23 protein-coding genes, 1 pseudogene and 1 other annotated feature are annotated in these 26,721 nt (G+C 39.8%); of the genes and pseudogenes, 17 read left to right on the forward strand and 7 right to left on the reverse strand.

Translation table 11 applies throughout. The features are described 5' to 3' along the window. Positions 1-300 precede the first annotated feature (300 nt). Positions 301-1,467, reverse strand: a complete 1,167-nt coding sequence (locus tag AC6I9F_RS04500) for an IS30 family transposase (RefSeq protein WP_000160552.1) — start codon at positions 1,465-1,467, stop codon at positions 301-303. Between the two features lie 201 nt (positions 1,468-1,668). On the opposite strand from AC6I9F_RS04500, the gene AC6I9F_RS04505 reads away from it, so the two are divergent. The 14 genes from AC6I9F_RS04505 (at position 1,669) to rplL (ending at position 17,839) form a co-directional block, all read left to right on the forward strand. Beyond that, a complete protein-coding gene (locus AC6I9F_RS04505) occupies positions 1,669-2,514 on the forward strand; it encodes a LicD family protein (protein ID WP_265528511.1) in 846 nt (281 codons plus the stop codon). Next, positions 2,504-3,607: a glycosyltransferase gene (locus tag AC6I9F_RS04510; protein WP_261091309.1), complete on the forward strand. Its 1,104-nt coding sequence runs from the start codon at positions 2,504-2,506 to the stop codon at positions 3,605-3,607. Before AC6I9F_RS04505 ends, AC6I9F_RS04510 begins: the two co-directional genes overlap by 11 nt. Before the next feature lies 1 nt (position 3,608). Next, positions 3,609-4,595, forward strand: coding sequence for a glycosyltransferase family 2 protein (locus AC6I9F_RS04515; protein ID WP_265528515.1), 987 nt, complete (start codon positions 3,609-3,611; stop codon positions 4,593-4,595). A gap of 15 nt (positions 4,596-4,610) precedes the next feature. Then, a complete protein-coding gene (locus AC6I9F_RS04520; RefSeq protein WP_498023048.1) occupies positions 4,611-6,080 on the forward strand; it encodes an O-antigen polysaccharide polymerase Wzy family protein in 1,470 nt (489 codons plus the stop codon). Next, positions 6,073-7,107 (forward strand): teichoic acid biosynthesis protein TarQ, encoded by a 1,035-nt coding sequence (gene tarQ / locus AC6I9F_RS04525; RefSeq protein WP_057487597.1) that lies wholly within the window; start codon positions 6,073-6,075, stop codon positions 7,105-7,107. Before AC6I9F_RS04520 ends, tarQ begins: the two co-directional genes overlap by 8 nt. A gap of 199 nt (positions 7,108-7,306) precedes the next feature. Then, positions 7,307-8,044 carry an adaptor protein MecA gene (gene mecA, locus AC6I9F_RS04530; RefSeq protein ID WP_173226724.1) on the forward strand — a complete coding sequence of 246 codons (738 nt, stop codon included), beginning with the start codon at positions 7,307-7,309 and terminating at the stop codon, positions 8,042-8,044. Positions 8,045-8,194: 150 nt separating this feature from the next. After that, on the forward strand, positions 8,195-9,481 hold the full coding sequence (locus AC6I9F_RS04535; RefSeq protein ID WP_112444064.1) for a homoserine dehydrogenase: 1,287 nt from the start codon (positions 8,195-8,197) through the stop codon (positions 9,479-9,481). A gap of 1 nt (position 9,482) precedes the next feature. Then, positions 9,483-10,352, forward strand: coding sequence for a homoserine kinase (thrB, locus tag AC6I9F_RS04540; RefSeq protein WP_498023050.1), 870 nt, complete (start codon positions 9,483-9,485; stop codon positions 10,350-10,352). A 213-nt stretch (positions 10,353-10,565) separates the two neighbouring features. Next, positions 10,566-11,504, forward strand: a complete 939-nt coding sequence (gene msrB / locus AC6I9F_RS04545; RefSeq protein WP_164227047.1) for a peptide-methionine (R)-S-oxide reductase MsrB — start codon at positions 10,566-10,568, stop codon at positions 11,502-11,504. 60 nt (positions 11,505-11,564) lie between these two features. Then, positions 11,565-13,289, forward strand: a complete 1,725-nt coding sequence (locus tag AC6I9F_RS04550; protein ID WP_498023052.1) for an ABC transporter ATP-binding protein — start codon at positions 11,565-11,567, stop codon at positions 13,287-13,289. A 1-nt stretch (position 13,290) separates the two neighbouring features. Then, positions 13,291-15,039: an ABC transporter ATP-binding protein gene (locus tag AC6I9F_RS04555; RefSeq protein ID WP_164227049.1), complete on the forward strand. Its 1,749-nt coding sequence runs from the start codon at positions 13,291-13,293 to the stop codon at positions 15,037-15,039. Between the two features lie 348 nt (positions 15,040-15,387). Then, positions 15,388-16,647, forward strand: a complete 1,260-nt coding sequence (locus AC6I9F_RS04560) for a TRZ/ATZ family protein (protein WP_164227066.1) — start codon at positions 15,388-15,390, stop codon at positions 16,645-16,647. A gap of 75 nt (positions 16,648-16,722) precedes the next feature. After that, positions 16,723-16,858, forward strand: a sequence feature (ribosomal protein L10 leader region). A gap of 38 nt (positions 16,859-16,896) precedes the next feature. Continuing rightward, positions 16,897-17,397, forward strand: coding sequence for a 50S ribosomal protein L10 (gene rplJ, locus AC6I9F_RS04565; RefSeq protein WP_004259693.1), 501 nt, complete (start codon positions 16,897-16,899; stop codon positions 17,395-17,397). A 73-nt stretch (positions 17,398-17,470) separates the two neighbouring features. Beyond that, entirely contained in the window at positions 17,471-17,839 is a 369-nt protein-coding gene (gene rplL / locus AC6I9F_RS04570; RefSeq protein ID WP_001196965.1) for a 50S ribosomal protein L7/L12, read from the forward strand. A gap of 430 nt (positions 17,840-18,269) precedes the next feature. On the opposite strand, the gene gdhA is transcribed toward rplL, so the two are convergent. Then, on the reverse strand, positions 18,270-19,616 hold the full coding sequence (gene gdhA, locus AC6I9F_RS04575) for an NADP-specific glutamate dehydrogenase (protein ID WP_164226588.1): 1,347 nt from the start codon (positions 19,614-19,616) through the stop codon (positions 18,270-18,272). A gap of 433 nt (positions 19,617-20,049) precedes the next feature. Here gdhA and AC6I9F_RS04580 point away from each other — a divergent pair. Beyond that, positions 20,050-20,592: pseudogene (locus tag AC6I9F_RS04580) on the forward strand (transposase); the annotation flags it as partial. A 105-nt stretch (positions 20,593-20,697) separates the two neighbouring features. On the opposite strand, the gene AC6I9F_RS04585 reads toward AC6I9F_RS04580, so the two are convergent. Then, the gene (locus AC6I9F_RS04585) at positions 20,698-21,957 is read right to left on the reverse strand and encodes an N-acetylmuramoyl-L-alanine amidase family protein (protein ID WP_164226587.1); all 1,260 of its coding nucleotides are present in this window, start codon (positions 21,955-21,957) and stop codon (positions 20,698-20,700) included. Positions 21,958-22,339: 382 nt separating this feature from the next. Here AC6I9F_RS04585 and AC6I9F_RS04590 point away from each other — a divergent pair, with 382 nt between their 5' ends. Then, a complete protein-coding gene (locus AC6I9F_RS04590; RefSeq protein ID WP_164226586.1) occupies positions 22,340-23,737 on the forward strand; it encodes an N-acetylmuramoyl-L-alanine amidase in 1,398 nt (465 codons plus the stop codon). A 223-nt stretch (positions 23,738-23,960) separates the two neighbouring features. On the opposite strand, the gene AC6I9F_RS04595 is transcribed toward AC6I9F_RS04590, so the two are convergent. The 4 genes from AC6I9F_RS04595 to AC6I9F_RS04610 all read right to left on the reverse strand — a co-directional run bounded on the left by AC6I9F_RS04595 (position 23,961) and on the right by AC6I9F_RS04610 (position 26,060). Next, positions 23,961-24,320: a type II toxin-antitoxin system RelE/ParE family toxin gene (locus tag AC6I9F_RS04595; RefSeq protein ID WP_164226585.1), complete on the reverse strand. Its 360-nt coding sequence runs from the start codon at positions 24,318-24,320 to the stop codon at positions 23,961-23,963. Next, the gene (gene relB, locus AC6I9F_RS04600; protein ID WP_023941319.1) at positions 24,310-24,594 is read right to left on the reverse strand and encodes a type II toxin-antitoxin system RelB/ParD family antitoxin; all 285 of its coding nucleotides are present in this window, start codon (positions 24,592-24,594) and stop codon (positions 24,310-24,312) included. The genes AC6I9F_RS04595 and relB overlap by 11 nt, the downstream gene beginning before the upstream one ends. A 192-nt stretch (positions 24,595-24,786) precedes the next feature. After that, a complete protein-coding gene (locus AC6I9F_RS04605) occupies positions 24,787-25,029 on the reverse strand; it encodes a type B 50S ribosomal protein L31 (protein WP_000710764.1) in 243 nt (80 codons plus the stop codon). A 95-nt stretch (positions 25,030-25,124) separates the two neighbouring features. Next, positions 25,125-26,060: a DHH family phosphoesterase gene (locus tag AC6I9F_RS04610; protein WP_498023069.1), complete on the reverse strand. Its 936-nt coding sequence runs from the start codon at positions 26,058-26,060 to the stop codon at positions 25,125-25,127. A gap of 103 nt (positions 26,061-26,163) precedes the next feature. Here AC6I9F_RS04610 and AC6I9F_RS04615 point away from each other — a divergent pair, with 103 nt between their 5' ends. Then, positions 26,164-26,607 carry a flavodoxin gene (locus tag AC6I9F_RS04615; protein WP_498023071.1) on the forward strand — a complete coding sequence of 148 codons (444 nt, stop codon included), beginning with the start codon at positions 26,164-26,166 and terminating at the stop codon, positions 26,605-26,607. Positions 26,608-26,721: the final 114 nt, after the last annotated feature.

Raw genomic sequence — 26,721 nt, forward strand, 5'->3', positions numbered from 1 at the left:
ATACTCAATGAAAATCAAAGTTTGATAGCTATTTGGATAGCAATCAGGGGTAAATTCCCAAACTAAGTTCCACCGCTAGTAGAAGTGGAAGTTAATCTGATAAAAATTGTAAAAACCAGTGGAAATCCATGTCAGGGTAAGTTCCACTGGTTTTACTAATGCTTGATTTTATTGCTTTTGTAGCCAAAATGAATCGAAAAAAAGAGCGCACAAAATCCTCTTATCTGAAAGCGTTTCAGATTAAGTTCCGCTATGGTGGAAGTTAGTGTGAGACGTTTGAATAGGGTTTTAGGTTAGTTTTTAGAACTTATGTTGGAGTAATTTAGAAGACTGACAGACGTCTTCTGCAGGTATTTTAGAAATACCGAGAAGCTTAGGAATTTCTTCTCCATAAGTAAAGGCAAAGAGTTCATAAGCTGACTTTCCATTCAAAGCAGCACGTTTGACGCTGTTGACATGAGAGCAGACGAGATTGATGTCCTCTTGAGTTAAATTGTCAAAAGAAGTTCCTTTAGGTAGAATGTCGCGAATCAGCGTGTGATTTTTCTCAATTCTCCCTTTCTGGTCAGAGCGATTAGGGTCACAAAAGAAGAGTTTACTCTCTCCTCGCACATCCATTTCGATGTCATCAACCCTGGCAAACTCTCCACCATTATCGGTAAGAATGACAGGGAAGAGTTGGAAGAAATCTTTGTCCGCTTGGTGAAGAGTGTTCTTGATGTCATAGAGATGTTTGGTAACCTCAAGGGCAGTTTTATTATCCAGAAGTCTAGCGAAGATAAAGTTACAGAAAGATAGATTGAAGGTGAGTAGGACTTTACCTCCCATTCTCCCCATAACTGTGTCCATTTCCAGCCAAGAGTCTAGTTGATTCAGTGCTAAATAGTTTTGGAAATCCTCATAGGAACGGCCTTTTTTAGCTTCTTTAGGGATGGAAGGTAGCTTACTTTTTCGTCTTTCTTTGAATTTAACGGCTCTGGCAAGATCAATCGGAGCGATAGATAGGTACCCTTTTCGGATGTGTCGATAGACAGTTGAGGAGCTGACATCAAGGTTATGAGTTTTGAGAATATGATAGATGTGTTGTCCTTTTTTAACCCCATCAGAAATGACTTTGTCCATGTCCCAGAAGGTCTTGGAATTGAGGGGAGTTCCTTCACGAGCTTCGCCAAGAGTTTGTTCGTATTGTTTTTGAGCTTGCTTAGCGAGGTAGAAGATCTTCTTATAGCCACAATTCTGTCTTCTTTTAGGGCAGCCGTTACAGACAAAGGGAGCTTTGTCGAGTAGAGGGCAAGGAAGGTTATGGCATGTAGACTCTCGGACTTGTCTGTTTCGTTTGACTTCTTTAGAAACAGTAGTCGGGTCTTTTAGAATGGATTGTCCAATAGCTTTGAAGGTTTCACTGCGCTCTAAACCTAATTGGATATCATTACGGTCTGAAAGGGTAAGGTGTTTATGTTTTGTCATAGTAGACCTCGTTTCTAACTCAAACGTCTCACACTTAATTCCACCATAAAAATCCGTTTTAGACTAATTTCCACTTTGGTCAGGCAAGTGGAAGTTACTTTGAGAAGTTACAGATAGCAATCAGGCTTTGATTTTTTACAGTCTGCAATAGATTTTCACCCCCTATTTGTGGTATAATGAAACGATACGATAGAAAGAATAATGAATAATATGACTGATTTAAAAGCAATTCAGGCTCGTAGTCTGGAGATGGCTGAATACTTTGTGGCCTTTTGCAAGGAGCATGATTTACTTTGTTATCTCTGTGGAGGGGGTGCTATTGGTGCCCTTCGAAACAAGGGTTTCATTCCTTGGGATGACGACCTAGACTTTTTTATGCCTCGTAAAGATTATGAGAAATTAGCAGAATTATGGCCTCGTTATGCAGATGAACGTTATTTCTTGTCAAAGAGTCACAAGGATTTTGTTGACCGCAATCTTTTTATTACCATTCGTGACAAGGAAACCACCTGTATCAAGCCTTATCAGCAGGATTTAGAATTGCCACATGGTTTGGCCTTGGACGTTTTGCCTTTGGATTATTATCCGAAAAATCTAGCTGAACGAAAAAAACAGGTTCGCTGGGCCTTGATTTATTCACTCTTTTGTGCTCAAACTATTCCAGAAAAGCATGGCGCACTTATGAAATGGGGAAGCCGTATTTTACTGGGTGTGACTCCAAAATCTCTCCGTTATCGCATTTGGAAAAAAGCTGAGAAAGAAATGACTAAGTATGATTTGGCTGAGAGCGATGGCATCACAGAATTATGCTCAGGTCCTGGCTACATGAGAAACAAGTACCCAATCGCATCGTTTGAAGACAATCTTTTCTTACCATTTGAAGGGACAGAGATGCCTATTCCAGTTGGCTACGATGCCTATCTCAGCACTGCTTTTGGAGATTATATGACGCCACCACCAGCAAATAAGCAAGTACCGCATCATGATACTGTCATCGCTGATATGGATAAGTCTTATACAGAATACAAGGGAGAATATGGTGGCTAAGAAAAAAATATTATTTTTTATGTGGTCTTTTTCTCTCGGAGGTGGCGCAGAGAAGATTCTGTCTACCATTGTTTCAAATCTGGATCCAGAAAAGTATGATATTGATATTCTTGAAATGGAGCACTTTGACAAGGGATACGAATCTGTTCCCAAGCATGTAGGCATTTTAAAATCCCTTCAAGATTACCGCCAAGCTAGATGGTTACGAGCTTTTTTGTGGAGAATGAGAATTTATTTTCCAAGATTGACACGTCGCTTACTGGTGAAAGATGACTATGATGTTGAAGTTTCCTTTACCATTATGAATCCTCCACTTTTGTTCTCTAAAAGAAGAGAAGTCAAGAAGATCTCTTGGATTCATGGAAGTATCGAAGAATTTCTTAAGGATAGTTCAAAAAGAGAATCACATAGACGCCAGTTGGATGCTGCGGATACCATTGTAGGAATTTCAAAAAAGACCAGTCATTCTATCAAGGAAGTCTATCCAGATTATGCTTCGAAATTACAGACGGTCTACAATGGATATGATTTTCAGAGTATTCTAGAAAAATCTCAAGAGAAGATCGATATCGAGATTGCTCCTCAAAGTATCTGTACCATCGGACGGATTGAGGAAAATAAGGGTTCTGACCGTGTGGTGGAAGTGATACGGTTATTACATCAAGAGGGAAAAAACTATCATCTCTATTTTATCGGGGCTGGGGATATGGAAGAGGAACTGAAAAAATGCGTCAAAGAATATGAGCTAGAAGACTATGTACATTTCCTTGGTTATCAAAAAAATCCTTATCAGTATTTATCTCAGATGAAAGTTCTTTTGTCTATGTCTAAACAAGAAGGTTTTCCTGGAGTGTATGTGGAGGCCTTGAGTTTAGGACTTCCTTTTGTCTCTACGGATGTTGGAGGGGCTGAGGAATTATCCCAAGACGGACAATTTGGACAAATCATTGAGAGCAATCAAGAGGCGGCTCAGGCAATTACTGACTACATGACCTCTGCTTCAAACTTCGATGTCAATGAGGCTAGTCAATTCATTCAACAATTCACAATTGCCAAACAAATCGAACAAGTAGAAAAACTATTAGAGGAGTAGCATGGAAACTGCATTAATCAGTGTGATTGTGCCAGTCTATAATGTGGCGCAGTACCTAGAAAAATCGATAGCTTCCATTCAGAAGCAGACCTATCAAAATCTGGAAATTATTCTTGTTGATGATGGTGCAACAGATGAGAGTGGTGGCTTGTGTGATGCAATCGCTAAACAAGATGATAGGGTGTCAGTTCTTCATAAAAAGAACGAAGGCTTGTCGCAAGCGCGAAATGATGGAATGAAGCAGGCTCACGGGGATTATCTGATTTTTATTGATTCAGATGATTATATCCATCCAGAAATGATTCAGAGCTTATATGAGCAATTAATTCAAGAAGATGCGGATGTTTCGAGCTGTGGTGTCATGAATGTCTATGCTAATGATGAAAGCCCACAGTCAGCCAATCAGGATGAGTATTTTGTCTGTGATTCTCAAACATTTCTAAAGGAATACCTCATAGGTGAAAAAATACCTGGAACGATTTGCAATAAGCTAATCAAGAGAGAGATTGCAACTGCCCTATCCTTTCCTAAGGGATTGATTTATGAAGATGCTTATTATCATTTTGATTTAATCAAGTTGGCTAATAAGTACGTTGTTAATACCAAACCCTATTATTACTATTTCCATAGAGGGGATAGTATTACGACTAAACCCTATGCAGAGAAGGATTTAGCCTATATTGATATCTATCAAAAGTTTTACAATGAAGTTGTGAAAAACTATCCGGATTTGAAAGAGGTTGCTTTTTTCAGATTGGCCTATGCCCATTTCTTTATTCTAGATAAGATGTTACTAGATGATCAGTATAAACAATTTGAAGCCTATTCTCAGATTCATCATTTTTTAAAAGGTCATGCCTTTACTATTGCTAGGAATCCAATTTTCCGTAAGGGGAGAAGAATTAGTGCTTTGGCTCTATTCATAAATATTTCCTTATACCGATTCTTATTACTAAAAAATATTGAAAAATCTAAAAAATTACATTAGAACGGGGGTGAGCAAGTGATTGATGGGAAACGATTATTATTTAGTTTGACCATAGTCAGCTATGCCTTGACGCTAGTAAGTGGAATTGTGTATCTGTTTAATAATAACAATGTTAGCTTGCTTTCTACTTTATTGTTCTTACTGGTTAGTAGCTTAATTGCCTGCTGGAATGACATCAAGTATTACTTAATCCATTTTATTTTCTATTTAACCATTTTTGTCTTTCTGGTATCAAGGCCGACCATTGATTATTTTAGGGATGGCGCTCTGGATACCTATCATCCCATAGCCTATCGTTTTGCCTTTATAGTCGTCATGGTTTCGATTCTGGGCTTGACCACAGGAGGCGTCCTGGCTCGTTACTTCATAGCTAGGAAGAAAATAAAAGTAGCAAATATAGGAAATTCTCTAAAAGAGGTTTATATCAAGCGGTTACGCTTTGTTTCGCTAGGAGTTTTTCTTCTCACCTATCCTTTCTATTTCATTCGGTTATTTGAACGGCTCCTGTATCGCTTGCAGACGTCCTACTATGCCTACTATGCAAATTTTGAAAGTAAACTGCCTTATTTTACCTACATTTTGTCTACCTTTACGGTCTACGCAATGTGTATGTATCTGGCAACCAAGCCAAAGAAATTGCAGGCCACAGCAGTGCTTGTCTCCTTTATTGCAGCCAATACCATTCATTTGGCAATCGGGACACGAAATCCCTTTATTTTAAGTATTTTATTTGCTTTTGTTTATTACTTTATGCGGGAGCAAACTGAAAAAGGAAAATGGATTGGGTTTAAAGAAAAGTTAGCGATTTTTGTAGGTTCTCCTATTCTCATGTTAGCGATGGGAGTGCTCAATTATGTGCGGGATAATGTTCAGGTTTCCCATACAGGTTTCTGGGATATCCTGCTTGACTTTATCTATAAACAAGGAACCAGTTTTGGCGTTCTGGCTCGAGGTTTTCTATTTAACAGTAGCCTCCCTTACCGAGATTTCCGTAATTTTACTTTTGGTCCTGTTCTTGATTATTTTGCAAGGGGGAGTTTGGGGTCCATTTTCGGAGGAAAAGCCTTTGAGCATACAACCAATAGTGTGGAATTAGCTATTGATAGTAATAGTTATGCCCACAATCTATCCTATCTTGTTTTGAACAAGGAATATTTGAAAGGACATGGTATCGGAAGTAGTTATATCATGGAGTTGTATACAGACTATGGTATGATAGGAGTCTTTCTACTTAGTCTCTTACTTGGTATGTTATTTATAGCCATGTTGCAAGTAGCCTATCGCTCAAGGACAATCCTATTTGCTTTGTCCCTACTCATCTTGAATAATCTATTCTTTATGCCTAGAAGTAGCTTTTCAGAAAGTTTCTTCAATTTATTTACAATGCAATTCTGGGGAATTGTTCTTGTGATTATATTTGTAGCAAAAATGCTTACAAAAGAGAACCAGTATCTACTCAACAAAGGAGAAAAAAATCATGTTTGAACATTATTCAGTAGCTGATTTGTTTGCAAATCTTTATAAAAAACGAAAAGCAAATATTTTAGCTCTCATCGCTTTATTTGCTCTTATTGCTGTACCATTTACAATTAAAGCAGTTAGGAATAAAAATACTGTCAAAGATACAACAAGTTATTCAACTTATCTTAGCTATAAAATCACTCCTCCAGAAGACTCAGCCAAAACGATTTTGAATCATCAAATTGGTGGTTATAGTGATTTTTATGGGAAATTGATTGATGGGAATTTGAATGGAGCTTATCTTTTCAATGATGTAGAACCCAGTGAGTTGAAAAAAATTGCCAGTGAATTAGATACGACAGAAACAACCTTGAAAAATTCTACGAATGACTATTGGTGGAAAAAACTGACCGTCTACTATATGATTGACGATGCAGGGGTCGGTGTGAAAATTTTGACACCAAGCAAGGATGTCAATGACTTGTTAGAGCGAAAAATTGATGGATTGATTGAGAAATTTAAACACACTTATGCAAATGTAAAAATTGAAAAATTGGAAACCATCAACTCTAAAGAATTGAATGCAAATGGTGAGACAGCACTTGGATTGAATGTGAAGAATTTGATTCTCCGTTTAGCTGTTATTGGAGTAGTCTGTGTGATTTTGGTTGTGATGGGAAATGTATTGGTTTATCTCTTTAATCCAACAATCAATAGAGCAGGTGATTTTTCTCAATATCAAATTGATTTTGTAACAGAGATCACAACAATTGCCAACCTAGCAGATGTTTTGTCATACAAAAATGCTGGACAGGAATTGACTATCGTTAGCTCAAACAAAGCTATCCTAGATAAATTGAAACAAAATCAAGAGTCTTTAAAAGGAATGCATTTTGTCGATTTACAAGATGTACCATCTCTTTTAGAAAGAGATACAGTCCTTCTTGTTGAAGAATACGGAGTGACTCGTTATAAGAAATTTGAGCAAAGTCTTCAAATTCTCAGAAACTTAAATCGTTCTATCCTCGGTGTAGCAACCTTTAAATTATAAGTATTCTGATGTATCAGGTCTTCAAAGTTGGCTAAGAGCCTATTTTGAAGGCTTTTTCTATTTGCTAGCAGAAATTTCCCTTTAGAATCTTTTATAGAAAGACCCTATGGAAAATCTATCCCGACAGAGGAGCCTTCTTTTGATAAAATCGTAAAAATCTAGTATAATAGATAGAACTGAAAGTATGAGGTTACTAGCAATGAAAATGAAACAAATTAGTGATACTACTTTAAAAATCACGATGTCTTTAGAGGATTTGATGGATCGAGGAATGGAGATTGCTGACTTTCTCGTCCCTCAAGAAAAAACAGAAGAGTTCTTTTATGCTATCTTGGATGAGTTAGAGATGCCTGATAGCTTTCTAGATACAGGCATGTTGAGTTTTCGTGTGACTCCAAAACCTGATAAGGTAGATGTCTTTGTAACCAAGTCAAAGATTGACCAAAATCTAGATTTTGAAGACTTATCGGATTTACCAGATATGGAAGAATTGGCTCAAATGTCGCCAGATGAATTTATCAAAACCTTGGAAAAAAGCATCGCAGAAAAGACTAAAGATGATATCGAAGCGATTCAATCTCTAGAGCAAGTTGAAGCCAAGGAAGAAGAGCAGGAACAGGCTGAACAAGAAGTTGAAAGTAAGAAAGAGCCTTACATCTATTACATCCTTTCTTTTGAAAAATTAGCTGAGTTGGTGGCTTTTGCCAAGACAGTGACTTTTGAGATGGAAACTTCTGAACTCTACAAGATGAATGAGCGCTATTATTTGACTATTTTAGTGGATATTGAAAATCATCCAAGTCCATATCCAGCTTGGCTGTTGGCTCGTATGCGTGAGTTTGCGGACGATAGTGACATCAGTCGCTCGGTCTTGCAAGAGTATGGTCAAGTCTTGATGAATCACGATGCAGTACTTAATCTGCAAAAGATTGGATAATCATTTCTGGAAAGCTATTTCTAGATTTCGAGAAGAGCGAATCGTCTGATTCGTTTTTTCTTTTTATACTGAAATAGTGATTTACTATAATAGGAATTTTCACAAAATTCTGTTATAATGGCTATATCAGAAAATTTCGAGGAGACAAACATGACAGTTAAAATTGCTTTACTAGGATTTGGTACCGTTGCAAGTGGTGTGCCTTTCCTCCTAAAGGAAAATGGAGAAAAAATCAATCAATCAGCACATTCAGAGATTGAAGTTGCTAAGGTGTTGGTCAAGGATGAAGATGAAAAGAATCGCTTGCTTGCAGCAGAGAATGATTTTAATTTTGTAACCAATGTGGATGACATTTTGTCAGACCAAGACATTACGATTGTAGTGGAATTGATGGGGCGTATCGAACCAGCTAAGACCTTTATCACTCGTGCCTTGGAAGCTGGAAAGCACGTTGTTACTGCTAACAAGGACCTTTTGGCTGTCCATGGTGCAGAATTGTTAGAAATCGCTAAAGAGAATAATGTAGCACTTTACTATGAAGCAGCAGTAGCTGGTGGGATTCCAATTCTTCGCACTCTAGCAAATTCCTTGGCTTCTGATAAAATCACGCGTGTGCTTGGAGTAGTCAACGGAACTTCCAACTTCATGATGACCAAGATGGTGGAAGAAGGCTGGTCTTATGATGATGCTCTTGCGGAAGCGCAAAGACTTGGTTTTGCAGAAAGCGATCCGACAAATGATGTAGATGGGATTGATGCAGCCTACAAGATGGTTATTTTGAGCCAATTTGCCTTTGGTATGAAGGTTGCCTTTGACGATGTAGCCCACAAAGGAATCCGCAATATCACACCAGAAGATGTGGCTGTAGCCCAAGACCTTGGCTATGTAGTGAAATTGGTTGGTTCTATCGAGGAAACTCCTTCAGGTATTGCTGCAGAAGTGACTCCAACCTTCCTACCTAAAGCGCATCCACTTGCCAGTGTGAATGGGGTAATGAACGCTGTCTTTGTAGAATCTATCGGTATTGGTGAGTCTATGTATTACGGACCAGGTGCTGGTCAAAAACCAACTGCAACAAGTGTTGTAGCAGATATTGTCCGTATCGTTCGTCGTTTGAATGATGGTACCATTGGCAAAGACTTCAACGAATATAGCCGTGACTTGGTCTTGGCAAATCCTGAAGATGTCAAAGCTAATTACTACTTCTCAATCTTGGCTCCAGACTCAAAAGGTCAGGTCTTGAAATTGGCTGAAATCTTTAATGCCCAAGATATTTCCTTCAAGCAAATTCTCCAAGATGGAAAAGATGGTGACAAGGCGCGTGTTGTTATCATCACACACAAGATTAATAAAGCCCAGCTTGAAAATGTTTCAGTTGAATTGAAGAAGGTTTCAGAATTCGACCTCTTGAATAGCTTCAAGGTGCTAGGAGAATAAGATGAAGATTATTGTACCTGCAACTAGTGCCAATATCGGGCCGGGTTTTGACTCGGTCGGTGTAGCTGTAACCAAGTATCTTCAAATTGAGGTCTGCGAAGAACGAGATGAGTGGCTGATTGAACACCAGATTGGCAAATGGATTCCTCATGACGAGCGTAATCTCTTGCTCAAAATTGCTTTGCAAATTGTACCAGACTTGCAACCAAGACGCTTGAAAATGACCAGTGATGTTCCCTTGGCGCGTGGTTTGGGTTCTTCCAGTTCTGTTATTGTTGCTGGGATTGAACTGGCCAACCAACTGGGCAAGCTCAACTTGACAGACCATGAAAAATTGCAGTTAGCGACCAAGATTGAGGGACATCCAGATAATGTGGCTCCAGCCATTTATGGTAATCTCGTTATTGCAAGCTCTGTTGATGGACAAGTTTCTGCTATCGTAGCAGACTTCCCAGAATGTGATTTTCTAGCCTACATTCCAAACTATGAATTGCGTACTCGAGACAGCCGTGGTGTCTTGCCTAAGAAATTGTCCTATAAGGAAGCTGTTGCAGCTAGTTCTATCGCCAATGTGGCGGTTGCGGCCTTGTTGGCAGGAGACATGGTGACCGCTGGGCAAGCAATCGAGGGAGACCTCTTCCACGAGCGCTATCGTCAGGACTTGGTGAGAGAATTTGCGACGATTAAGCAAGTAGCCAAAGAGAATGGTGCCTATGCAACCTACCTCTCAGGTGCTGGGCCTACAGTTATGGTCTTGGCTTCTCATGACAAGATGCCAACGATTAAGGCAGAATTGGAAAAGCAACCCTTCAAAGGAAAACTGCATGACTTGAAGGTTGATACCCAAGGTGTCCGTGTAGAAGCAAAATAAAGAATAGAAGATAGGATGGGGAAACTCGCGACCAGAGGGCTTCCTATCCTTTTTTTGAAAAGAAGTTTATACTCAATGAAAATCAAAGAGCAAACTAGGAAGCTAGCCGCAGGTTGCTCAAAGTACTGTTTTGAGGTTGCAGATGTAAGCTGACGTGGTTTGAAGAGATTTTCGAAGAGTATTAGTTAAAAACGTGATAAAGGAGAAATAAAGATGGCAGAAATTTATCTAGCAGGTGGTTGTTTTTGGGGCCTAGAGGAATATTTTTCACGCATTTCTGGAGTGCTAGCAACCAGTGTTGGCTATGCTAATGGTCAAGTCGAAACGACCAATTACCAGTTGATCAAGGAAACAGACCATGCAGAAACGGTCCAAGTGATTTACGATGAGAAGACAGTGTCACTCAGAGAGATTTTACTTTATTATTTCCGAGTTATCGATCCTCTATCTATCAATCAACAAGGGAATGACCGTGGTCGTCAATATAGAACTGGGATCTATTATCAGGATGAAGCAGATTTGCCAGCTATCTACACAGTGGTGCAGGAGCAGGAGCGCATGCTTGGTCGAAAGATTGCAGTAGAGGTGGAGAAACTTCGCCATTATATTTTAGCTGAAGATTACCACCAAGACTATCTTAAGAAGAATCCTTCAGGTTACTGTCATATCGATGTGACCGATGCTGAGAAGCCATTGATTGATGCCTCTAACTATGAAAAGCCTAGTCAAGAGGTGCTAAGGAAAAGTTTGTCAGAAGAGTCTTACCGTGTCACTCAAGAAGCTGCTACAGAGGCTCCATTTAGCAATGTCTATGATCAAACATTTGAAGAAGGGATTTATGTAGACATTACGACGGGTGAGCCACTCTTTTTTGCCAAGGATAAGTTTGCCTCAGGTTGTGGTTGGCCAAGTTTTAGCCGTCCGATTTCTAAGGAATTGATTCACTATTACAAGGATCTCAGCCATGGAATGGAGCGAATCGAGGTTCGTTCTCGGTCAGGAAATGCTCACTTGGGTCATGTTTTCACAGATGGACCGCGTGAGTTTGGCGGCCTCCGTTACTGTATCAATTCTGCTTCCTTGCGCTTTGTGGCCAAGGATGAGATGGAAGAGGAAGGATATGGCTATCTACTGCCTTACTTAAACAAATAAAACAGAGAGGGTGGGTGCTTCCCACTTTCTTCATTTCCAGAATACGAATAGAAGGGACTTATGAAACACCTATTATCTTACTTTAAACCCTACATCAAGGAGTCGATTTTAGCACCCTTGTTCAAGCTACTAGAAGCTGTGTTTGAGCTCTTGGTTCCCATGGTGATTGCTGGGATTGTTGACCAATCCTTGCCCCAGAGAAATCAAGGGCATTTATGGATGCAGATTGGTCTGCTCCTTATCTTTGCAGTGATTGGCGTTTTAGTGGCCTTGATAGCCCAGTTTTACTCAGCTAAGGCTGCGGTTGGTTTTGCCAAAGAACTGACAAACGACCTTTATCTTCATATTCTTTCCTTACCCAAGAATAGTAGAGACCGTTTGACAACTTCTAGCTTGGTGACTCGCTTGACTTCGGACACCTATCAGATTCAGACTGGTATCAATCAATTCCTGCGTCTCTTTTTGCGAGCGCCCATTATCGTTTTTGGTGCCATTTTTATGGCTTATCGAATCTCAGCTGAGCTGACTTTCTGGTTCTTGGTCATGGTTGTCATTCTGACCATTGTTATTGTAGGGCTCTCTCGATTAGTCAATCCTCTCTACAGTAGTCTCAGAAGGAAAACGGACCAGCTTGTTCAGGAAACGCGCCAGCAATTACAAGGGATGCGGGTCATCCATGCTTTTGGTCAGGAAAAACGAGAGTTACAGGTTTTTCAAACCCTTAACCAAGTTTATGCCAGATTGCAAGAAAAAACAGGTTTCTGGTCTAGTTTATTAACCCCTCTGACTTATCTGATTGTCAATGGAACTCTCCTCGTCATCATCTGGCAGGGCTATATTTCTATTCAAGGAGGTTTACTCAGTCAAGGTGCCCTGATTGCCCTTATCAATTATCTCTTGCAGATTTTGGTGGAATTGGTTAAGCTAGCCATGCTGATAAATTCCCTCAACCAGTCCTATATCTCAGCCAAGCGAATCGAGGAAGTCTTTGCTGAGGCTCCAGAGGATATCCATTCAGAGTTAGAACAAAAGCAAGCTACCCGGGATAAGGTTTTACAAGTCCAAGAATTGGCTTTTACCTATCCAGATGCAGCTCAACCTTCTCTGAGAGACATTTCCTTTGATATGAAGCAAGGGCAAATTCTTGGTATTATTGGTGGAACAGGTTCTGGTAAATCAAGCTTGGTGCAACTCATCCTTAGACTTTATCCAGCAGACAAGGGAAGCATTGACCTTTATCGAAATGGATCTAGTCCTCGTAATCTTGAGCAGTGGCGGTCTTGGATTGCCTATGTGCCCCAAAAAGTCGAACTATTTAAGGGAACTATTCGTTCCAACTTAACTTTGGGTTTACATCAAGAAGTGACTGATCAAGAACTATGGCAAGCCTTGGAGATTGCGCAAGCTAAGGATTTTGTCAGTGAAAAGGAAGGACTCTTGGATGCTCTAGTTGAGGCAGGAGGTCGAAATTTCTCAGGCGGTCAAAAACAAAGGCTGTCTATCGCACGAGCAGTCTTGCGCCAAGCTCCATTTCTCATCCTAGATGATGCGACTTCGGCCCTCGACACCATTACCGAGTCCAAGCTCTTGAAATCTATTCGAAAAAATCTGCCAAATACAAGTTTAATTTTGATTTCTCAACGGACTTCGACACTTCAGATGGCAGACCAGATTCTCCTCTTGGAAAAAGGTGAGTTACTAGCTGTTGGCAAGCACGAGGAATTGATGCAAACTAGTCAAGTTTATCGTGAAATCAATGCATCTCAATATGGAAAGGAGGACTAACATGAGACGACAAACTGCAAACCAGACGCTCAAACGTTTAGCCATAGATTTAGCTAGCCATCCCTTCCTCCTTTTCCTAGCATTTCTAGGAACTATTGCCCAAGTTGGTTTATCAATTTACCTACCTATTCTGATTGGGCAGGTCATCGACCAAGTCCTAGTGGCTGGTTCTTCCCCAGTTTTTTGGCAGATTTTCATCCAGATGATTTTGGTAGTCATAGGAAATACACTGGTACAATGGGCCAATCCTCTTCTTTATAATCGCCTAATCTTTTCTTATACCAGAGACTTGCGAGAGCGAATTATCCATAAGCTCCATCGTTTACCGATTGCTTTTGTGGATCGGCAAGGCAGTGGGGAGATGGTCAGTCGTGTGACCACGGACATAGAACAGTTGGCAGCCGGCTTGACCATGATTTTTAACCAATTTTTCATTGGTGTCTTGATGATTTTGGTTAGTATTCTAGCCATGCTTCAAATTCATCTCCTCATGACTATCTTGGTCTTGCTGTTGACACCACTGTCCGTGGTAATTTCACGCTTTATTGCCAAGAGCTCCTATCATCTCTTCCAGAAGCAAACAGAGACGAGGGGAATTCAGACTCAGTTAATTGAAGAATCGCTTAGCCAGCAGACCATCATCCAGTCCTTCAATGCTCAAACGGAGTTTATCCAAAAATTGCATGAGGCTAATAACAATTACGCAGGCTATTCTCAGTCAGCTATCTTTTATTCCTCAACGGTTAATCCTTCAACTCGCTTTGTCAATGCGCTTATTTATGCACTTCTAGCTGGAGTGGGAGCTTATCGTATCATGATAGGCTCTACCTTGACCATTGGACGCTTAGTGACTTTTTTGAACTATGTTCAACAATACACCAAGCCCTTTAACGATATTTCTTCAGTGCTAGCTGAGTTGCAAAGTGCTCTGGCTTGCGCAGAGCGCGTCTATGCTGTCTTAGAAAGTCCTGAGGTGGCTGAAACAGGCAAGGAAGTCTTGACCAGTGACCAAGTTAAGGGAGCTATTTCCTTTAAACAGGTCTCTTTTGGCTACCATCCTGAAAAGATTTTGATTAAGGATTTATCTATTGATATTCCAGCTGGTAGCAAGGTGGCCATCGTTGGTCCGACAGGTGCTGGGAAATCAACTCTTATCAATCTCCTCATGCGTTTTTACCCTATTAACTCAGGAGATATCTTGCTGGATGGGCAATCCATTTATGATTATACCCGAGCATCATTGAGACAACAGTTTGGAATGGTGCTCCAAGAAACCTGGCTCAAGCAAGGAACTATTCATGACAATATTGCCTTTGGAAATCCTGATGCTAGTCGGGAGCAGGTGATTGCTGCTGCCAAAGCAGCCAATGCAGACTTTTTCATCCAACAGTTACCTCAAGGCTATGATACCAAGTTGGAAAATGCTGGAGCATCTCTCTCTGTTGGTCAGGCCCAGCTCTTGACCATCGCCCGAGTCTTTCTGGCTATTCCAAAGATTCTTATCTTAGACGAAGCAACTTCATCCATCGATACGCGGACAGAAGTGCTGGTACAGGATGCCTTTGCTAAACTCATGAAGGGGCGCACAAGCTTTATCATTGCTCACCGTTTGTCAACCATTCAGGATGCGGATTTGATTCTTGTCTTGGTGGATGGTGACATTGTTGAGTATGGGAACCATCATGACCTTATGGCTAGAAAGGGCAAGTATTATCAAATGCAGCAAGCTGCAGCTTTTAGCTCTGAATAAGCCATTCTAATTTCGAACTCTTATAGATAAAAAAGTTGCCTTCGGGTGACTTTTTTGTTACAATAGCTAGAAAAATTATTCACTGTAATACTCAATGAAAATCAAAGAGCAAACTAGGAAGCTAGCCGTAGGTTACTAAAAGCACTGCTTTGAGGTTGTAAATAAGACTGACGAAGTCAGCTCAAAGCACTGCTTTGAGGTAGTAGATAAGACTGACGAAGTCAGCTCAAAACACCGTTTTGAGGTTGCAGATAGAACTGACGAAGTCAGTAACATATATCTACGGCAAGGTGAAGCTGACGTGGTTTGAATTTGAGTATAAATTGTCTTTTAGAAAAGGAGCCTATAATGAAAGTCTTTCAGCATGTAAACATCGTGACTTGTGACCAAAATTTCCATGTTTATTTGGATGGAATCTTAGCAGTAAAGGATTCTCAAATCGTCTATGTCGGTCAAGAGAAGCCAGAGATTTTAGATCAAGCTGAGCAGATTATAGACTATCAGGGAGCCTGGATCATACCTGGATTGGTCAATTGTCACACCCACTCGGCTATGACAGGTTTGAGAGGGATTCGGGACGACAGCAATCTCCATGAATGGCTCAATGACTATATTTGGCCTGCAGAAGCTGAGTTTACTCCAGACATGACTACCAAGGCGGTCAAAGAAGCTCTGACAGAAATGCTTCAGTCAGGCACCACAACCTTTAACGATATGTATAATCCCAATGGAGTGGAGATTGAGCAGATTTATCAGGCAGTCAAGGCTTCCAAGATGCGTTGTTATTTCTCACCTACCCTCTTTTCTTCTGAGGCGGAGACAACTGATGAAACTATAAGCAGAACACGAGCTATTATCGAGACAATCATAGGATATGAAAATCCAAATTTCAAGGTTATGGTAGCCCCGCATTCTCCCTACAGCTGTAGTAAAGATTTGCTGGAAGAGAGCTTGGAAATGGCAAAAGAGCTGGACATTCCCATCCATATCCATGTGGCGGAGACCAAGGAAGAGTCAGGCATTCTCCTGAAACGTTATGGAAAACGCCCTCTCGCTTTTCTTGAAGAACTGGGTTACTTAGATCATCCGTCTGTCTTTGCTCATGGGGTAGAATTAAACGAGCGAGAAATTGAACGCTTAGCAACTTCTCACGTGGCTATTGCCCACAATCCTATCAGTAACCTCAAATTGGCATCAGGGATTGCTCCTATAATTCAACTGCAAAAAGCAGGAGTAGCAGTCGGAATTGCGACGGACTCGGTTGCTTCCAATAACAATCTAGATATGTTTGAGGAAGGACGGACAGCAGCCCTTCTTCAGAAGATGAAAAGTGGAGATGCCAGCCAATTTCCTATCGAAACAGCTCTCAAGGCACTAACAATCGAAGGGGCTAAGGCCCTAGGAATGGAAAATCAGATAGGAAGCCTAGAAGTTGGTAAGCAGGCAGATTTTCTGGTTATTCAACCACAAGGGAAAATTCATCTCCAACCTCAGGAAAATATGCTTTCTCATCTCGTCTATGCGGTTAAATCCAGTGATGTTGATGATGTTTATATCGCTGGAGAACAGGTTGTTAAGCAAGGTCAAGTCCTGACAGTAGAACTTTAAAAGAAAAATAACGAAAAATTTTAAAAAAAGTTTGCAAAAATCTTGCATTCTTTTTTTAACTATGCTATACTTATATACGGTTTGAAAAAACTGCCTAAGACAGTAGGGGAGCTTGACTCATAAATATCCTACCGAGGACAAAACGTATCATGTAAAAAGAAGCGTATTGTACTTTCGTGTCTAGGTTTGGGCGCGTTTTTCTTTTGGAAAATTTCCCCAAGCAAAATAATTACGGAGGTGAACACACTAATGAGTGAAGCAATTATTGCTAAAAAAGCGGAACTAGTTGACGTAGTAGCTGAAAAAATGAAAGCTGCTGCATCTATCGTCGTTGTAGACGCTCGTGGTTTGACAGTTGAGCAAGATACAGTTCTTCGTCGTGAGCTTCGTGGAAGCGAAGTTGAGTATAAAGTGATTAAAAACTCAATCTTGCGTCGTGCAGCTGAAAAAGCTGGTCTTGAAGAACTTGCATCAGTATTTGTTGGACCATCTGCAGTAGCATTTTCTAACGAAGATGTTATCGCACCAGCGAAAATCTTGAACGACTTTTCTAAAAACGCTGAAGCACTTGAAATCAAAGGTGGTGCAATCGAAGGCGCTGTCGCATCTAAAGAAGAGATTCTTGCACTTGCAACTCTTCCAAACCGCGAAGGACTTCTTTCTATGCTCCTTTCTGTACTTCAAGCGCCAGTGCGCAACGTTGCTCTTGCAGTCAAAGCGGTTGCAGACAACAAAGAAGACGCAGCTTAATCTTAAGCTACGCAGCGTAGCCTAGCTACAAAAAAATATTATAAATTTAAAAACATATTTGGAGGAAATAACAATGGCATTGAACATTGAAAACATTATTGCTGAAATTAAAGAAGCTTCAATCCTTGAATTGAACGACCTTGTAAAAGCTATCGAAGAAGAATTTGGTGTAACTGCAGCTGCTCCTGTAGCTGTTGCTGCAGCTGGTGCTGCTGACGCTGGTGCTGCTAAAGATTCATTCGACGTTGAATTGACATCTGCAGGCGACAAAAAAGTTGGCGTTATCAAAGTTGTACGTGAAATCACAGGTCTTGGTCTTAAAGAAGCTAAAGAACTTGTTGACGGTGCACCAGCACTTGTTAAAGAAGGCGTTGCAACTGCAGAAGCTGAAGAAATCAAAGCTAAATTGGAAGAAGCTGGAGCTTCAGTTACTCTTAAATAATAGAGCGACTACATTAGTAGCTTAAAAACATGATTAAACCGCTATTCTTAGGACTAGCGGTTTTTATTTTTGTATAAAAAAGTTGGCGAGTAAGTAATACTCAATGAAAATCAAATAGCAAACTAGGAAGCTAGTCGCAGGTTGCTCAAAACACTGTTTTGAGGTTGCAGATAGAACTGACGAAGTCAGTAACATATATACGGTAAGGCGACGCTGACGTGGTTTGAAGAGATTTTCGAAGAGTATAAAATAGATTGAATTTAGAATAGCCCACCGAGTTTTATAAAACATTGTTAGAAATTGGTGTGAATTCCGTAATCAAGTTGTTTGGTTTTTATTTCATTTAATTTAATTAAATTAGAATTTACCAACTGTTTAATTCAAGCTAAAAATCCCCAATCAAAGCGATTGAGGATTAAGCAAATGAATCTTAAACAATACCTTGGGCAATCATAGCGTTTGCTACATTTTCAAAGGCAGCAATGTTAGCTCCTGCAAGGTAGTCTTTATCAAGACCGTATGTTTCTGAAGTAGTTTTAGCTGTGTTGAAGATGTTTGTCATGATGTCTTTGAGACGGCCATCAACTTCTTCACGAGTCCATGAGAGACGAAGACTGTTTTGGCTCATTTCAAGGGCTGAAACGGCTACACCACCAGCGTTGGCAGCTTTCGCAGGTCCGTAGAAGATACCATTTTCTTTGTAAACTTTGATGGCATCAAGATCGCTTGGCATGTTGGCACCTTCAGATACACAGATAACGCCTTGAGCAACCAAACGTTTAGCTGCTTCACCGTTGATTTCGTTTTGAGTCGCACATGGAAGCGCAATGTCATAGTTTCCAGCGTAAGTCCATACAGAACCTTCATGATAAGTAGCAGTTGCTTTCTCAGCTGCATACTCAGTCAAACGAGCGCGACGTTTTTCTTTAACATCAGCCAATAGATCGAAGTCGATACCATTTTCATCGATGACATAACCATTCGAATCAGATACAGAGATAACAGTTGCACCGAGTTCAGTCGCTTTTTGAAGAGCGTATTGAGCAACGTTACCAGAACCTGAAATAACGACTTTCTTACCAGCAAAGCTGTTACCGTTAGCTTTGAGCATTTCTTCAGTATAGTAAACCAAACCGTAACCAGTTGCTTCTGGACGGATCAAGCTACCACCAAATCCAAGAGGTTTACCAGTCAAGACACCAGCATCAAATTGGTTAAGACGCTTGTATTGACCGTAAAGATAACCAATCTCACGTCCACCTACACCGATATCACCAGCAGGTACGTCAAGTGATGGCCCAATGTATTTTTGCAATTCAGTCATGAAGCTTTGGCAGAAGCGCATCACTTCAGCATCTGTTTTACCTTTAGGATCGAAGTCTGATCCACCTTTACCTCCACCGATAGGAAGTCCAGTCAAGACATTTTTAAAGATTTGTTCAAATCCGAGGAATTTCAAGATCCCTTGGTTTACAGTTGGGTGGAAACGAAGTCCGCCTTTGTATGGTCCAACAGCTGAGTTGAATTGAACACGGTAGCCACGGTTTACTTGAACTTTTCCATCACGGTCAACCCAAGGAACACGGAAAGAAATCACGCGCTCAGGCTCAGTAATACGTGCCAAGATATTTTCTTCGATATACTCAGGGTGTTTTTCAAATACAGGTTCTAAAGTGTTGAAAAATTCTTCAACAGCTTGGAGGAATTCAGCCTCGTGCCCGTTACGAGCTTTTACAGTTTCAAACACGCTTTGGATATATTCTTTAGCAGATGTCATATCGTTCTCCTTTTATTGTCATATTTTATTACATGAGTCATTATAGCAGAATTTTTTTTCACTGTAAAGAAAAAAACAGAAATTTTCTAAAAATTCTTTCAATTCAGTTTTTGGGATTTTTTGAAAATAGATAAAAAAACGAACGTTTTTCTTGTAAATATCTTTCTCAAAGAGAAAATCTTAAAGTATGCTATAAGAAAAGAAAATGTTTAGCAATTCAGAAATCACTTGTTAATTTATCCGTGATATGTTAGATTTGCCAGTAAAACTATGACCATTTTGGAGGAAAGCAATATTTACATCCCCTTATTCAGGGCAGGATTTTCTATACAAGTATAGATGTCTTGCTGGAGTTGGATCATGGAACCCAAGCGGTTATTGAGATTTAGAACTATCATCAGAATTTTTTCATTAGGCTTGTTCGCTAACCATAAAGTACTATACTATCCATGAACAGGGCCCAGAAAAAGTAGCCTTATTTCTTAAGAATTTTAATAGTTTAAAGCAATTAGCACCTGTTTATATTGATGAAACAGGATTCGATACTTATTTTTATCGAGAATATGGTCGCTCTTTAAAAGGTCAGATAATAAGAGGTAAAGTATCTGGAAGAAGATATCAGAGGATTTCTTTGGTTGCAGGGCTAACAAATGGTGAGTTAATCGCTCCAATGACTTACCAAGAGGCGATGACGAGCGACTTTTTTGAAGCATGGTTTCAGAAATTTCTCTTACCAACATTAAACAAACCATCAGTTATTATTATGGATAATACAAGATTCCATAGAATGGCTAAGATAGAAGTCTTGTGTGAAGAGTTTGGGCATAAACTTTTACCTCTTCCTCCCTACTCACCTGAGTACAATCCTATGGAGAAGACATGGGCTCATATCAAAAAGCACCTCAAAAAGGTATTATCAAGTTGTAATACCTTTTACGAGGCTCTTTTGTCTTGTTCTTGTTTCAGTTTGTTATAAATACCTAAGATAAGAGTTACACTAGGTAAATAAAAATCTCTATACTATCTGAAAGTGAAGATTACTCACTATAAGATAGCATAGAGCCTTTTTGTTGTAGTTAAATTATCCTACCCACTCACCGTCGTAATTGACACGGTAGCCGTCTGGGGTCGTCGTATTGATGGCTAGGGCACCAGAGCTATAGGCATAGTACCATTTACCAGATACTTTCATCCAGCCTGTTTTCATAGCACCTGAATCTTGAAGGTAGTACCAGCTACCGTTATCTTTGAGCCAACCAGTCTTCATAGCGCCTGAACCGTCGAGATAGTACCAGCTACCGTCTTTCACCCAGCCTGTTTGCATCCAACCAGAGTTGTCAAAGCGATACCAAGTTCTATTTATTTTTTCCCATCCATTACTCGTGTATGAGCCGTCATTGTGTTTAAACCACCAACGTCCGTTTGATTGAATCCAACTTCCGAAGTATTGAGAATGATTGAACCAACTTCTTAGTCGATTAAGAAATTCGGCAGGGTCATTGGTCTCATCGTCTAGTTTCTGACTTGAATTTGTATTTTCATTTTTGGTTTTATGAGTTCCGATAGCCTTTAAGTCTTTGTCAAAAAGATTTGCCTTAGTCGCAAATGTTTGAATCTGAGAAGAATTTGCTTCTGTATATTGAATAGCCTTTCCATAACCACCAGCTAATTCTTCAGAGCCACCAGATGCTGTTCCGAAACTTTGTGCAACGGTAATCCATCCATTTTGAGTGGCAGGGTTTTCAAAGGCTGCCAACCCCATATAGGTCAGTTTTGGATCAATTAAGGATTTATAGTGTCCAGTTTGACCTGTAACACTGACACCACTACGAGATTTAACATAATCGGCTTTTTCATCATACCATTGCTGGATGGCCTTCATAAATCCGTCATAGTTCCAAGCCAAATTTTCTGAAAGGGAGAAATTTCCTGCAGGCCAAGCGCTCCAAATGTCCTTACTAGATAAGCGTGTGTGATCAATGGTGATCGAAGCTTCTGCTGCACGAACGAAGGCTGTTTTTTCTAGCGCAGTTGACCATTTGATAGGAACATAGCTAGTAACTAGACCTTCGTCTGCTGCCTCTTTTCGAATGGCATTGATACGGTCTAAGATAGCCTGTTTATCTGGCGTTAAGAAAGTCCCTTCAACCCCAACTAGAGTAGTACCAGAAGAAGTACTAGTGACCTCAGAGTTTAAGATATTGTAGGATTGACCATTGATTGCTTGAGTGGAAACCAGCCTATCATTAGCGGCTACTGATTGTGATGTAAGAGTTCCAGCTCCTAACAAGGAAAGTACTAAAACTGTAGCAAGTGTGAACTTTTTAGTTTTATTGTTCATTTTGTGTCCTCCTATTTTTATTATAACATCTCTACTGGGCAGAGTAAACTAAAATTCGGTATAGCTAGGGACTAGATTTATTTTAAATTTAGATGTTAGCAAAAATTTTTCTTAAATTTGGTGTATAATATAAATAGATGATTTTAATGAATCTACTCGACTTGTTCGATAACTATCTGAAGCGAGATTAGGTGCTCAGAAATTGAATTTTTAAGGTTCCCACTTAGTCATACTTTTTAGGTTTCACATCTTTAAATAAGCTAAACACTCTATGATGTAATATAAATTATAGTTTAGAGGATGTAGAACAAATCTTCCTTCATCAAGGAAGTCAAAGAACTCAATAACACAGGGATTCCATTCCCCTAGAAAGGTTAAATAAATGAAATCATATAAGAAATTTACGATTCTTGCTCTAGCTCTTCTTGGATTTACTAGCCAAACAGTTCTAGCTAATGATACTAGTCATCCTACGAATAACTCTATCGCTAGTTCAACTACTAGCTCTGCAAGTGATTCTCAAGCAGCTGCAGAAAACCAGCCGACGACTCCTAGTTCGAGTGAGCAGGAGACAAAACCAACTCTTCCTACTGAGTCTAAGCTACAAACTGGTTGGGTAAAAGAAGACGGGAAGTGGACTTATTATAGTCAAACAGGTGTCAAATTTACAGATACTCTTTATGAGGGCTACCTATTTGATAAGAATGGTTACTTACTTGAAAATAGCTGGTATCAGATGGCTAACAAGTGGTACTACGCCAATGGCTCAGGAAAATATTTGTCTAACCAATGGAGTCAAATCAATGGTAAATGGTATGCATTTGATCAAAATGGTGCCATGATGGCTAATACTTGGAAGGGAAACTATTACCTGAAATCCAGTGGGGCTATGGCAGATAAAGAATGGGTGTACGATCCTAACTACTCTAGCTGGTTTTATCTCAAGTCAGGTGGGCACTATGCTGAGCAGCAATGGGTCGGCTCTTACTATCTAAAATCTGGTGGCTACATGGCTCACAAAGAGTGGCTTTATGATCCAGATTATCAAGCTTGGTATTATCTTAAAGAAGATGGCGTTTATGTCACTGGAACTTATACTATTGATGGAAGTAGTCATTTTTTCAAAGATAATGGTAAATGGGTTCAAGAACTTCCAAAAGGATTTGAAAAGGGGCGCTATAGTAAAACTATCTTCCTAGATCCTGGGCATGGTGGACGTGATTCGGGCGCTTACTATTATGGAATAGCTGAAAAAGATTTGAATCTACAGGTCTCTCGTAAATTACGGAAACGTTTAGAAGAACTTGGCTATATAGTTTTAACATCTCGTGATAGTGATGTGGATGTTGACTTTGTGACAGAGCGTTCTCGTATGGTAAATAAAACGAATGCAGACTTCTTTATTAGTATTCATTTTAACGCTACTGGGAATGACACAACACTGAATCTGGGAATACAGACTTATTCTTATAAGGAAGATGCAGGTTACCCGAGCAAGATTAACCAGTACTGGCATAATAATCCAGACCGTATAAGTGAAAGTAATCGTTTGGCCGCTGACCTTCATTCATCTCTCTTGACTGAGACAGGAGCTAGAGATGCTGGACTTCTGCAAGCCACCTTCGCTGTTCTTCGTGAGACTGCGAAACCTGCTGTGTTATTAGAGTTGGGTTATATGGATAATCCAGAAGAAAACCAACGAATCCGTAGTGAACAATACCAAGATAAGTTGGTTGAAGGCATTATTAAAGGAATTCAAAAATATTACGCTGGAAATTAAGAAACTAGATCAAACTAAGCTTTGGAGATTGTCCTAGGCTTAGTTTTTTATTGGTAAGGAACTGAAAATCAAGATAAGGAAGACTAAGCCTTGTCAAATTAAAAAACTTTGTACTCTGGAAACCATTGTGTGGCTAGTTAGAGTGCAAAGTTTTTTTGATTTTCTAGTTAAAATGAGGACTGTATTTTTTATGAGTATACTATATGATTAAGAGTAGTGGACATTAAAATGATGATTTTGAGTTTTTATTATTTTTGCTTTGTAGCAAGGTAACATAGTCGCTTTTTGTGTGGAATAAGTGGGAAAGAAAAACAGTTCTTTGAGTTTGATCGATAAAGTAAAGCAAGATATATTGCCCGATAATTTTTCCTCGTGTGGGGTACTTACTATTGATTTTAAGTCCGATTTTTTCATCTGCATCAAAGCCAGCTTCAGGAAAGGTTTCTAAACTTTTTAAGCCGTCTAAAATTTTGGCCACAGTATTTTTAGCCGACTGGGGTGATAAAAGAACAGTAGTAATGTAATCATGAATACTGTCAATTGCTTGACTCACTTCGGTAGATAGAATCACTTTATAAGTCATATCGTAGCCTCATATCATCTAGGGAAGTTCCTTGTCCGGATTCATATTCTCTTAAGGCGCGTTCAGATTGGGCTTGTAGTTCTTGAATCAATCGTTCACGGTGTAAATCTTCTGCAGTTTTTATTGGCAAATCCTGTTCGAGGACAATCTGCTCGATAAAAAGACTAATAGCATCCGTCATAGTCATTCCTTTTTCCTTGATGATAGCTCTAGCCTGTTCCATTGATGACTCATTGATTTTAAAATTGTATTGCTTAGTAAGTGATGTAGTCATGGCATATCTCCAATCTATACGATATATAGCTAGTATATATCTTTTATATTTTTTAGGCAAGAAAAAACTCTATACTCTGGAAGCCATCATGTAGCTATCGAGAGTGCAAAGTTTTTTTGAGCTTGGAAAATTTGGATTTAAAAACTGATTTCAAGAAACAAAAAAGAACAGCCGAAACTGTTCTTTTTATCATTATTTGAGACCGTATTTTTTGTTGAAACGATCCACGCGTCCATCTGCTTGAGTGAACTTTTGACGTCCAGTGTAGAATGGGTGTGAGTCTGATGAAATTTCCACACGGATCAATGGGTAAGTCTCGCCTTCGAACTCAACTGTTTCGTTAGAGCGTTTTGTTGAACCGCTAAGGAATTGGTAACCAGTAGTTGTGTCCATGAAGACAACTGGGCGATATTCTGGATGGATATCTTTTTTCATTTTGCAATAGTTCCTTTCTGCCATGGTCTCTTTGCGAGCCATAGATTGTTACCATACTAGTCTATCAGATTCTGAAAAGTTTGGCAAGTATTTTATCAGTTTTTAAGCAAGTTTTTTAACTTTTGGTAGATGATTTCGTTTTCCTCTAGGCTATAGGAATTAGCACCACTTGCTAGAGGGTGGCCTCCACCATCATGTTCCTTGGCAATTTCATTGATAGGATGAATTTTACTGCGTAAGCGAACGCGGTAGTGGCCATCAGCCTGTTCCACAAAAATTCCCCAGAGACTCACACTGTCAATGCGTCCAGGCGCACCGACAATGGCTGCAGTTTCAGCATCGGTAACATTGAATTGTTTCAAGATTTCTTGACTCAGGATAACGCGAGCTGCACCATTTTCATCCACTTCCAGATGGTCGTAGATGTAGCCTTGAAGTTTCGCAATTTTGTAGCTCATAGTGTCCATTTTGCGAGTGAGGGCCGCAAAGTCAAAGTTTTGTTCTCTCAGAGAGGCAGCCAGGCGGAGGGTGCGTGCAGTGGTAGAAGGGTAGAGGAATCGACCTGTATCACCAACGATTCCTGCAAAAAGTAGCTCAGCAGCACGATCTGACAAGACCAGTTGGGTTGTTTGGGCAAATAGGGTAATCATCTCGCTAGCACTGCTAGAATTAGTATCCACCCAAGATAGGTCACCGTATACATCATCATTTGGATGGTGGTCAATCTTAATGAGAAAATCACCTTGACTATAGCGCTTATCATCAATACGAGCAGTATTGGCCGTATCACAGACGATAACAAGTGCCCCTTGGTAGGCACTATCTTCAACAAGATCCATCTCAGCCATCCAGGTAAGAGTTGGTTCATCAAAACCAACTGCTTTGATGGTTTTTTCAGGGAAATGATGTTCCAGTAAGGCCTTCAATCCCACCTGACTTCCCAAGGCATCAGGGTCTGGTTTCATATGACGGTGAATGATAATCGTGTCGTATTCTTTGATTTTTTCTAAAATTTGATGGCAAATGTCCATAGATAACCTCAATTCTTTCTCATTTCATTGTAGCACAAGAATTTTTATTTTTAAAATGAAAAAGATGTGATATAATGGAGAAAGATAAATTGAGGAGGACGATATGGCATTAGCAAAAATTGTATTTGCCAGTATGACCGGTAATACCGAAGAAATTGCAGATATTGTAGCAGACAAATTACGTGACTTGGGCTTGGATGTTGATGTTGATGAATGTACAACTGTTGACGCTTCAGACTTCTTGGAAGCAGACATCGCTATCGTTGCGACCTATACTTATGGTGATGGTGAATTGCCAGATGAGATGATGGACTTCTACGAAGACCTAGCAGATCTCAACTTGAATGGTAAAATCTACGGAGTAGTCGGCTCAGGAGATACCTTCTACGATGAATTCTGTAAAGCTGTAGATGACTTTGACTGTGTCTTTGTGTCAACAGGAGCAGAAAAAGGTTCAGAATGTGTCAAAGTTGACCTATCCGCCGAGGAAGAAGATATTGAACGCTTGGAACAATTCGCAGAAGAATTGGCTGCTAAAGTAGGATAAGCATAAACGTGCGCTGATGTAATCAATCAGTGCATTTTTCTTATCGTGAGTTGGGATTTTACTAGCCTAATTGGTGGCTTTTTGATACAATAATTCAAATAAAGGAGGAGACTG

It is taken from the genome of Streptococcus nakanonensis (genome assembly GCF_059738785.1).

Excerpts from the sequence above, each read along its gene's own strand:
- AC6I9F_RS04500 (WP_000160552.1), bottom strand. The coding sequence starts at position 1,467 with ATGACAAAACATAAACACCTTACCCTTTCAGACCGTAATGATATCCAA.
- AC6I9F_RS04505 (WP_265528511.1), top strand. The coding sequence starts at position 1,669 with ATGAATAATATGACTGATTTAAAAGCAATTCAGGCTCGTAGTCTGGAG.
- AC6I9F_RS04510 (WP_261091309.1), top strand. The coding sequence starts at position 2,504 with ATGGTGGCTAAGAAAAAAATATTATTTTTTATGTGGTCTTTTTCTCTC.
- AC6I9F_RS04515 (WP_265528515.1), top strand. The coding sequence starts at position 3,609 with ATGGAAACTGCATTAATCAGTGTGATTGTGCCAGTCTATAATGTGGCG.
- tarQ (WP_057487597.1), top strand. The coding sequence starts at position 6,073 with ATGTTTGAACATTATTCAGTAGCTGATTTGTTTGCAAATCTTTATAAA.
- mecA (WP_173226724.1), top strand. The coding sequence starts at position 7,307 with ATGAAAATGAAACAAATTAGTGATACTACTTTAAAAATCACGATGTCT.
- AC6I9F_RS04535 (WP_112444064.1), top strand. The coding sequence starts at position 8,195 with ATGACAGTTAAAATTGCTTTACTAGGATTTGGTACCGTTGCAAGTGGT.
- thrB (WP_498023050.1), top strand. The coding sequence starts at position 9,483 with ATGAAGATTATTGTACCTGCAACTAGTGCCAATATCGGGCCGGGTTTT.
- msrB (WP_164227047.1), top strand. The coding sequence starts at position 10,566 with ATGGCAGAAATTTATCTAGCAGGTGGTTGTTTTTGGGGCCTAGAGGAA.
- AC6I9F_RS04550 (WP_498023052.1), top strand. The coding sequence starts at position 11,565 with ATGAAACACCTATTATCTTACTTTAAACCCTACATCAAGGAGTCGATT.
- AC6I9F_RS04555 (WP_164227049.1), top strand. The coding sequence starts at position 13,291 with ATGAGACGACAAACTGCAAACCAGACGCTCAAACGTTTAGCCATAGAT.
- AC6I9F_RS04560 (WP_164227066.1), top strand. The coding sequence starts at position 15,388 with ATGAAAGTCTTTCAGCATGTAAACATCGTGACTTGTGACCAAAATTTC.
- rplJ (WP_004259693.1), top strand. The coding sequence starts at position 16,897 with ATGAGTGAAGCAATTATTGCTAAAAAAGCGGAACTAGTTGACGTAGTA.
- rplL (WP_001196965.1), top strand. The coding sequence starts at position 17,471 with ATGGCATTGAACATTGAAAACATTATTGCTGAAATTAAAGAAGCTTCA.
- gdhA (WP_164226588.1), bottom strand. The coding sequence starts at position 19,616 with ATGACATCTGCTAAAGAATATATCCAAAGCGTGTTTGAAACTGTAAAA.
- AC6I9F_RS04585 (WP_164226587.1), bottom strand. The coding sequence starts at position 21,957 with ATGAACAATAAAACTAAAAAGTTCACACTTGCTACAGTTTTAGTACTT.
- AC6I9F_RS04590 (WP_164226586.1), top strand. The coding sequence starts at position 22,340 with ATGAAATCATATAAGAAATTTACGATTCTTGCTCTAGCTCTTCTTGGA.
- AC6I9F_RS04595 (WP_164226585.1), bottom strand. The coding sequence starts at position 24,320 with ATGACTTATAAAGTGATTCTATCTACCGAAGTGAGTCAAGCAATTGAC.
- relB (WP_023941319.1), bottom strand. The coding sequence starts at position 24,594 with ATGACTACATCACTTACTAAGCAATACAATTTTAAAATCAATGAGTCA.
- AC6I9F_RS04605 (WP_000710764.1), bottom strand. The coding sequence starts at position 25,029 with ATGAAAAAAGATATCCATCCAGAATATCGCCCAGTTGTCTTCATGGAC.
- AC6I9F_RS04610 (WP_498023069.1), bottom strand. The coding sequence starts at position 26,060 with ATGGACATTTGCCATCAAATTTTAGAAAAAATCAAAGAATACGACACG.
- AC6I9F_RS04615 (WP_498023071.1), top strand. The coding sequence starts at position 26,164 with ATGGCATTAGCAAAAATTGTATTTGCCAGTATGACCGGTAATACCGAA.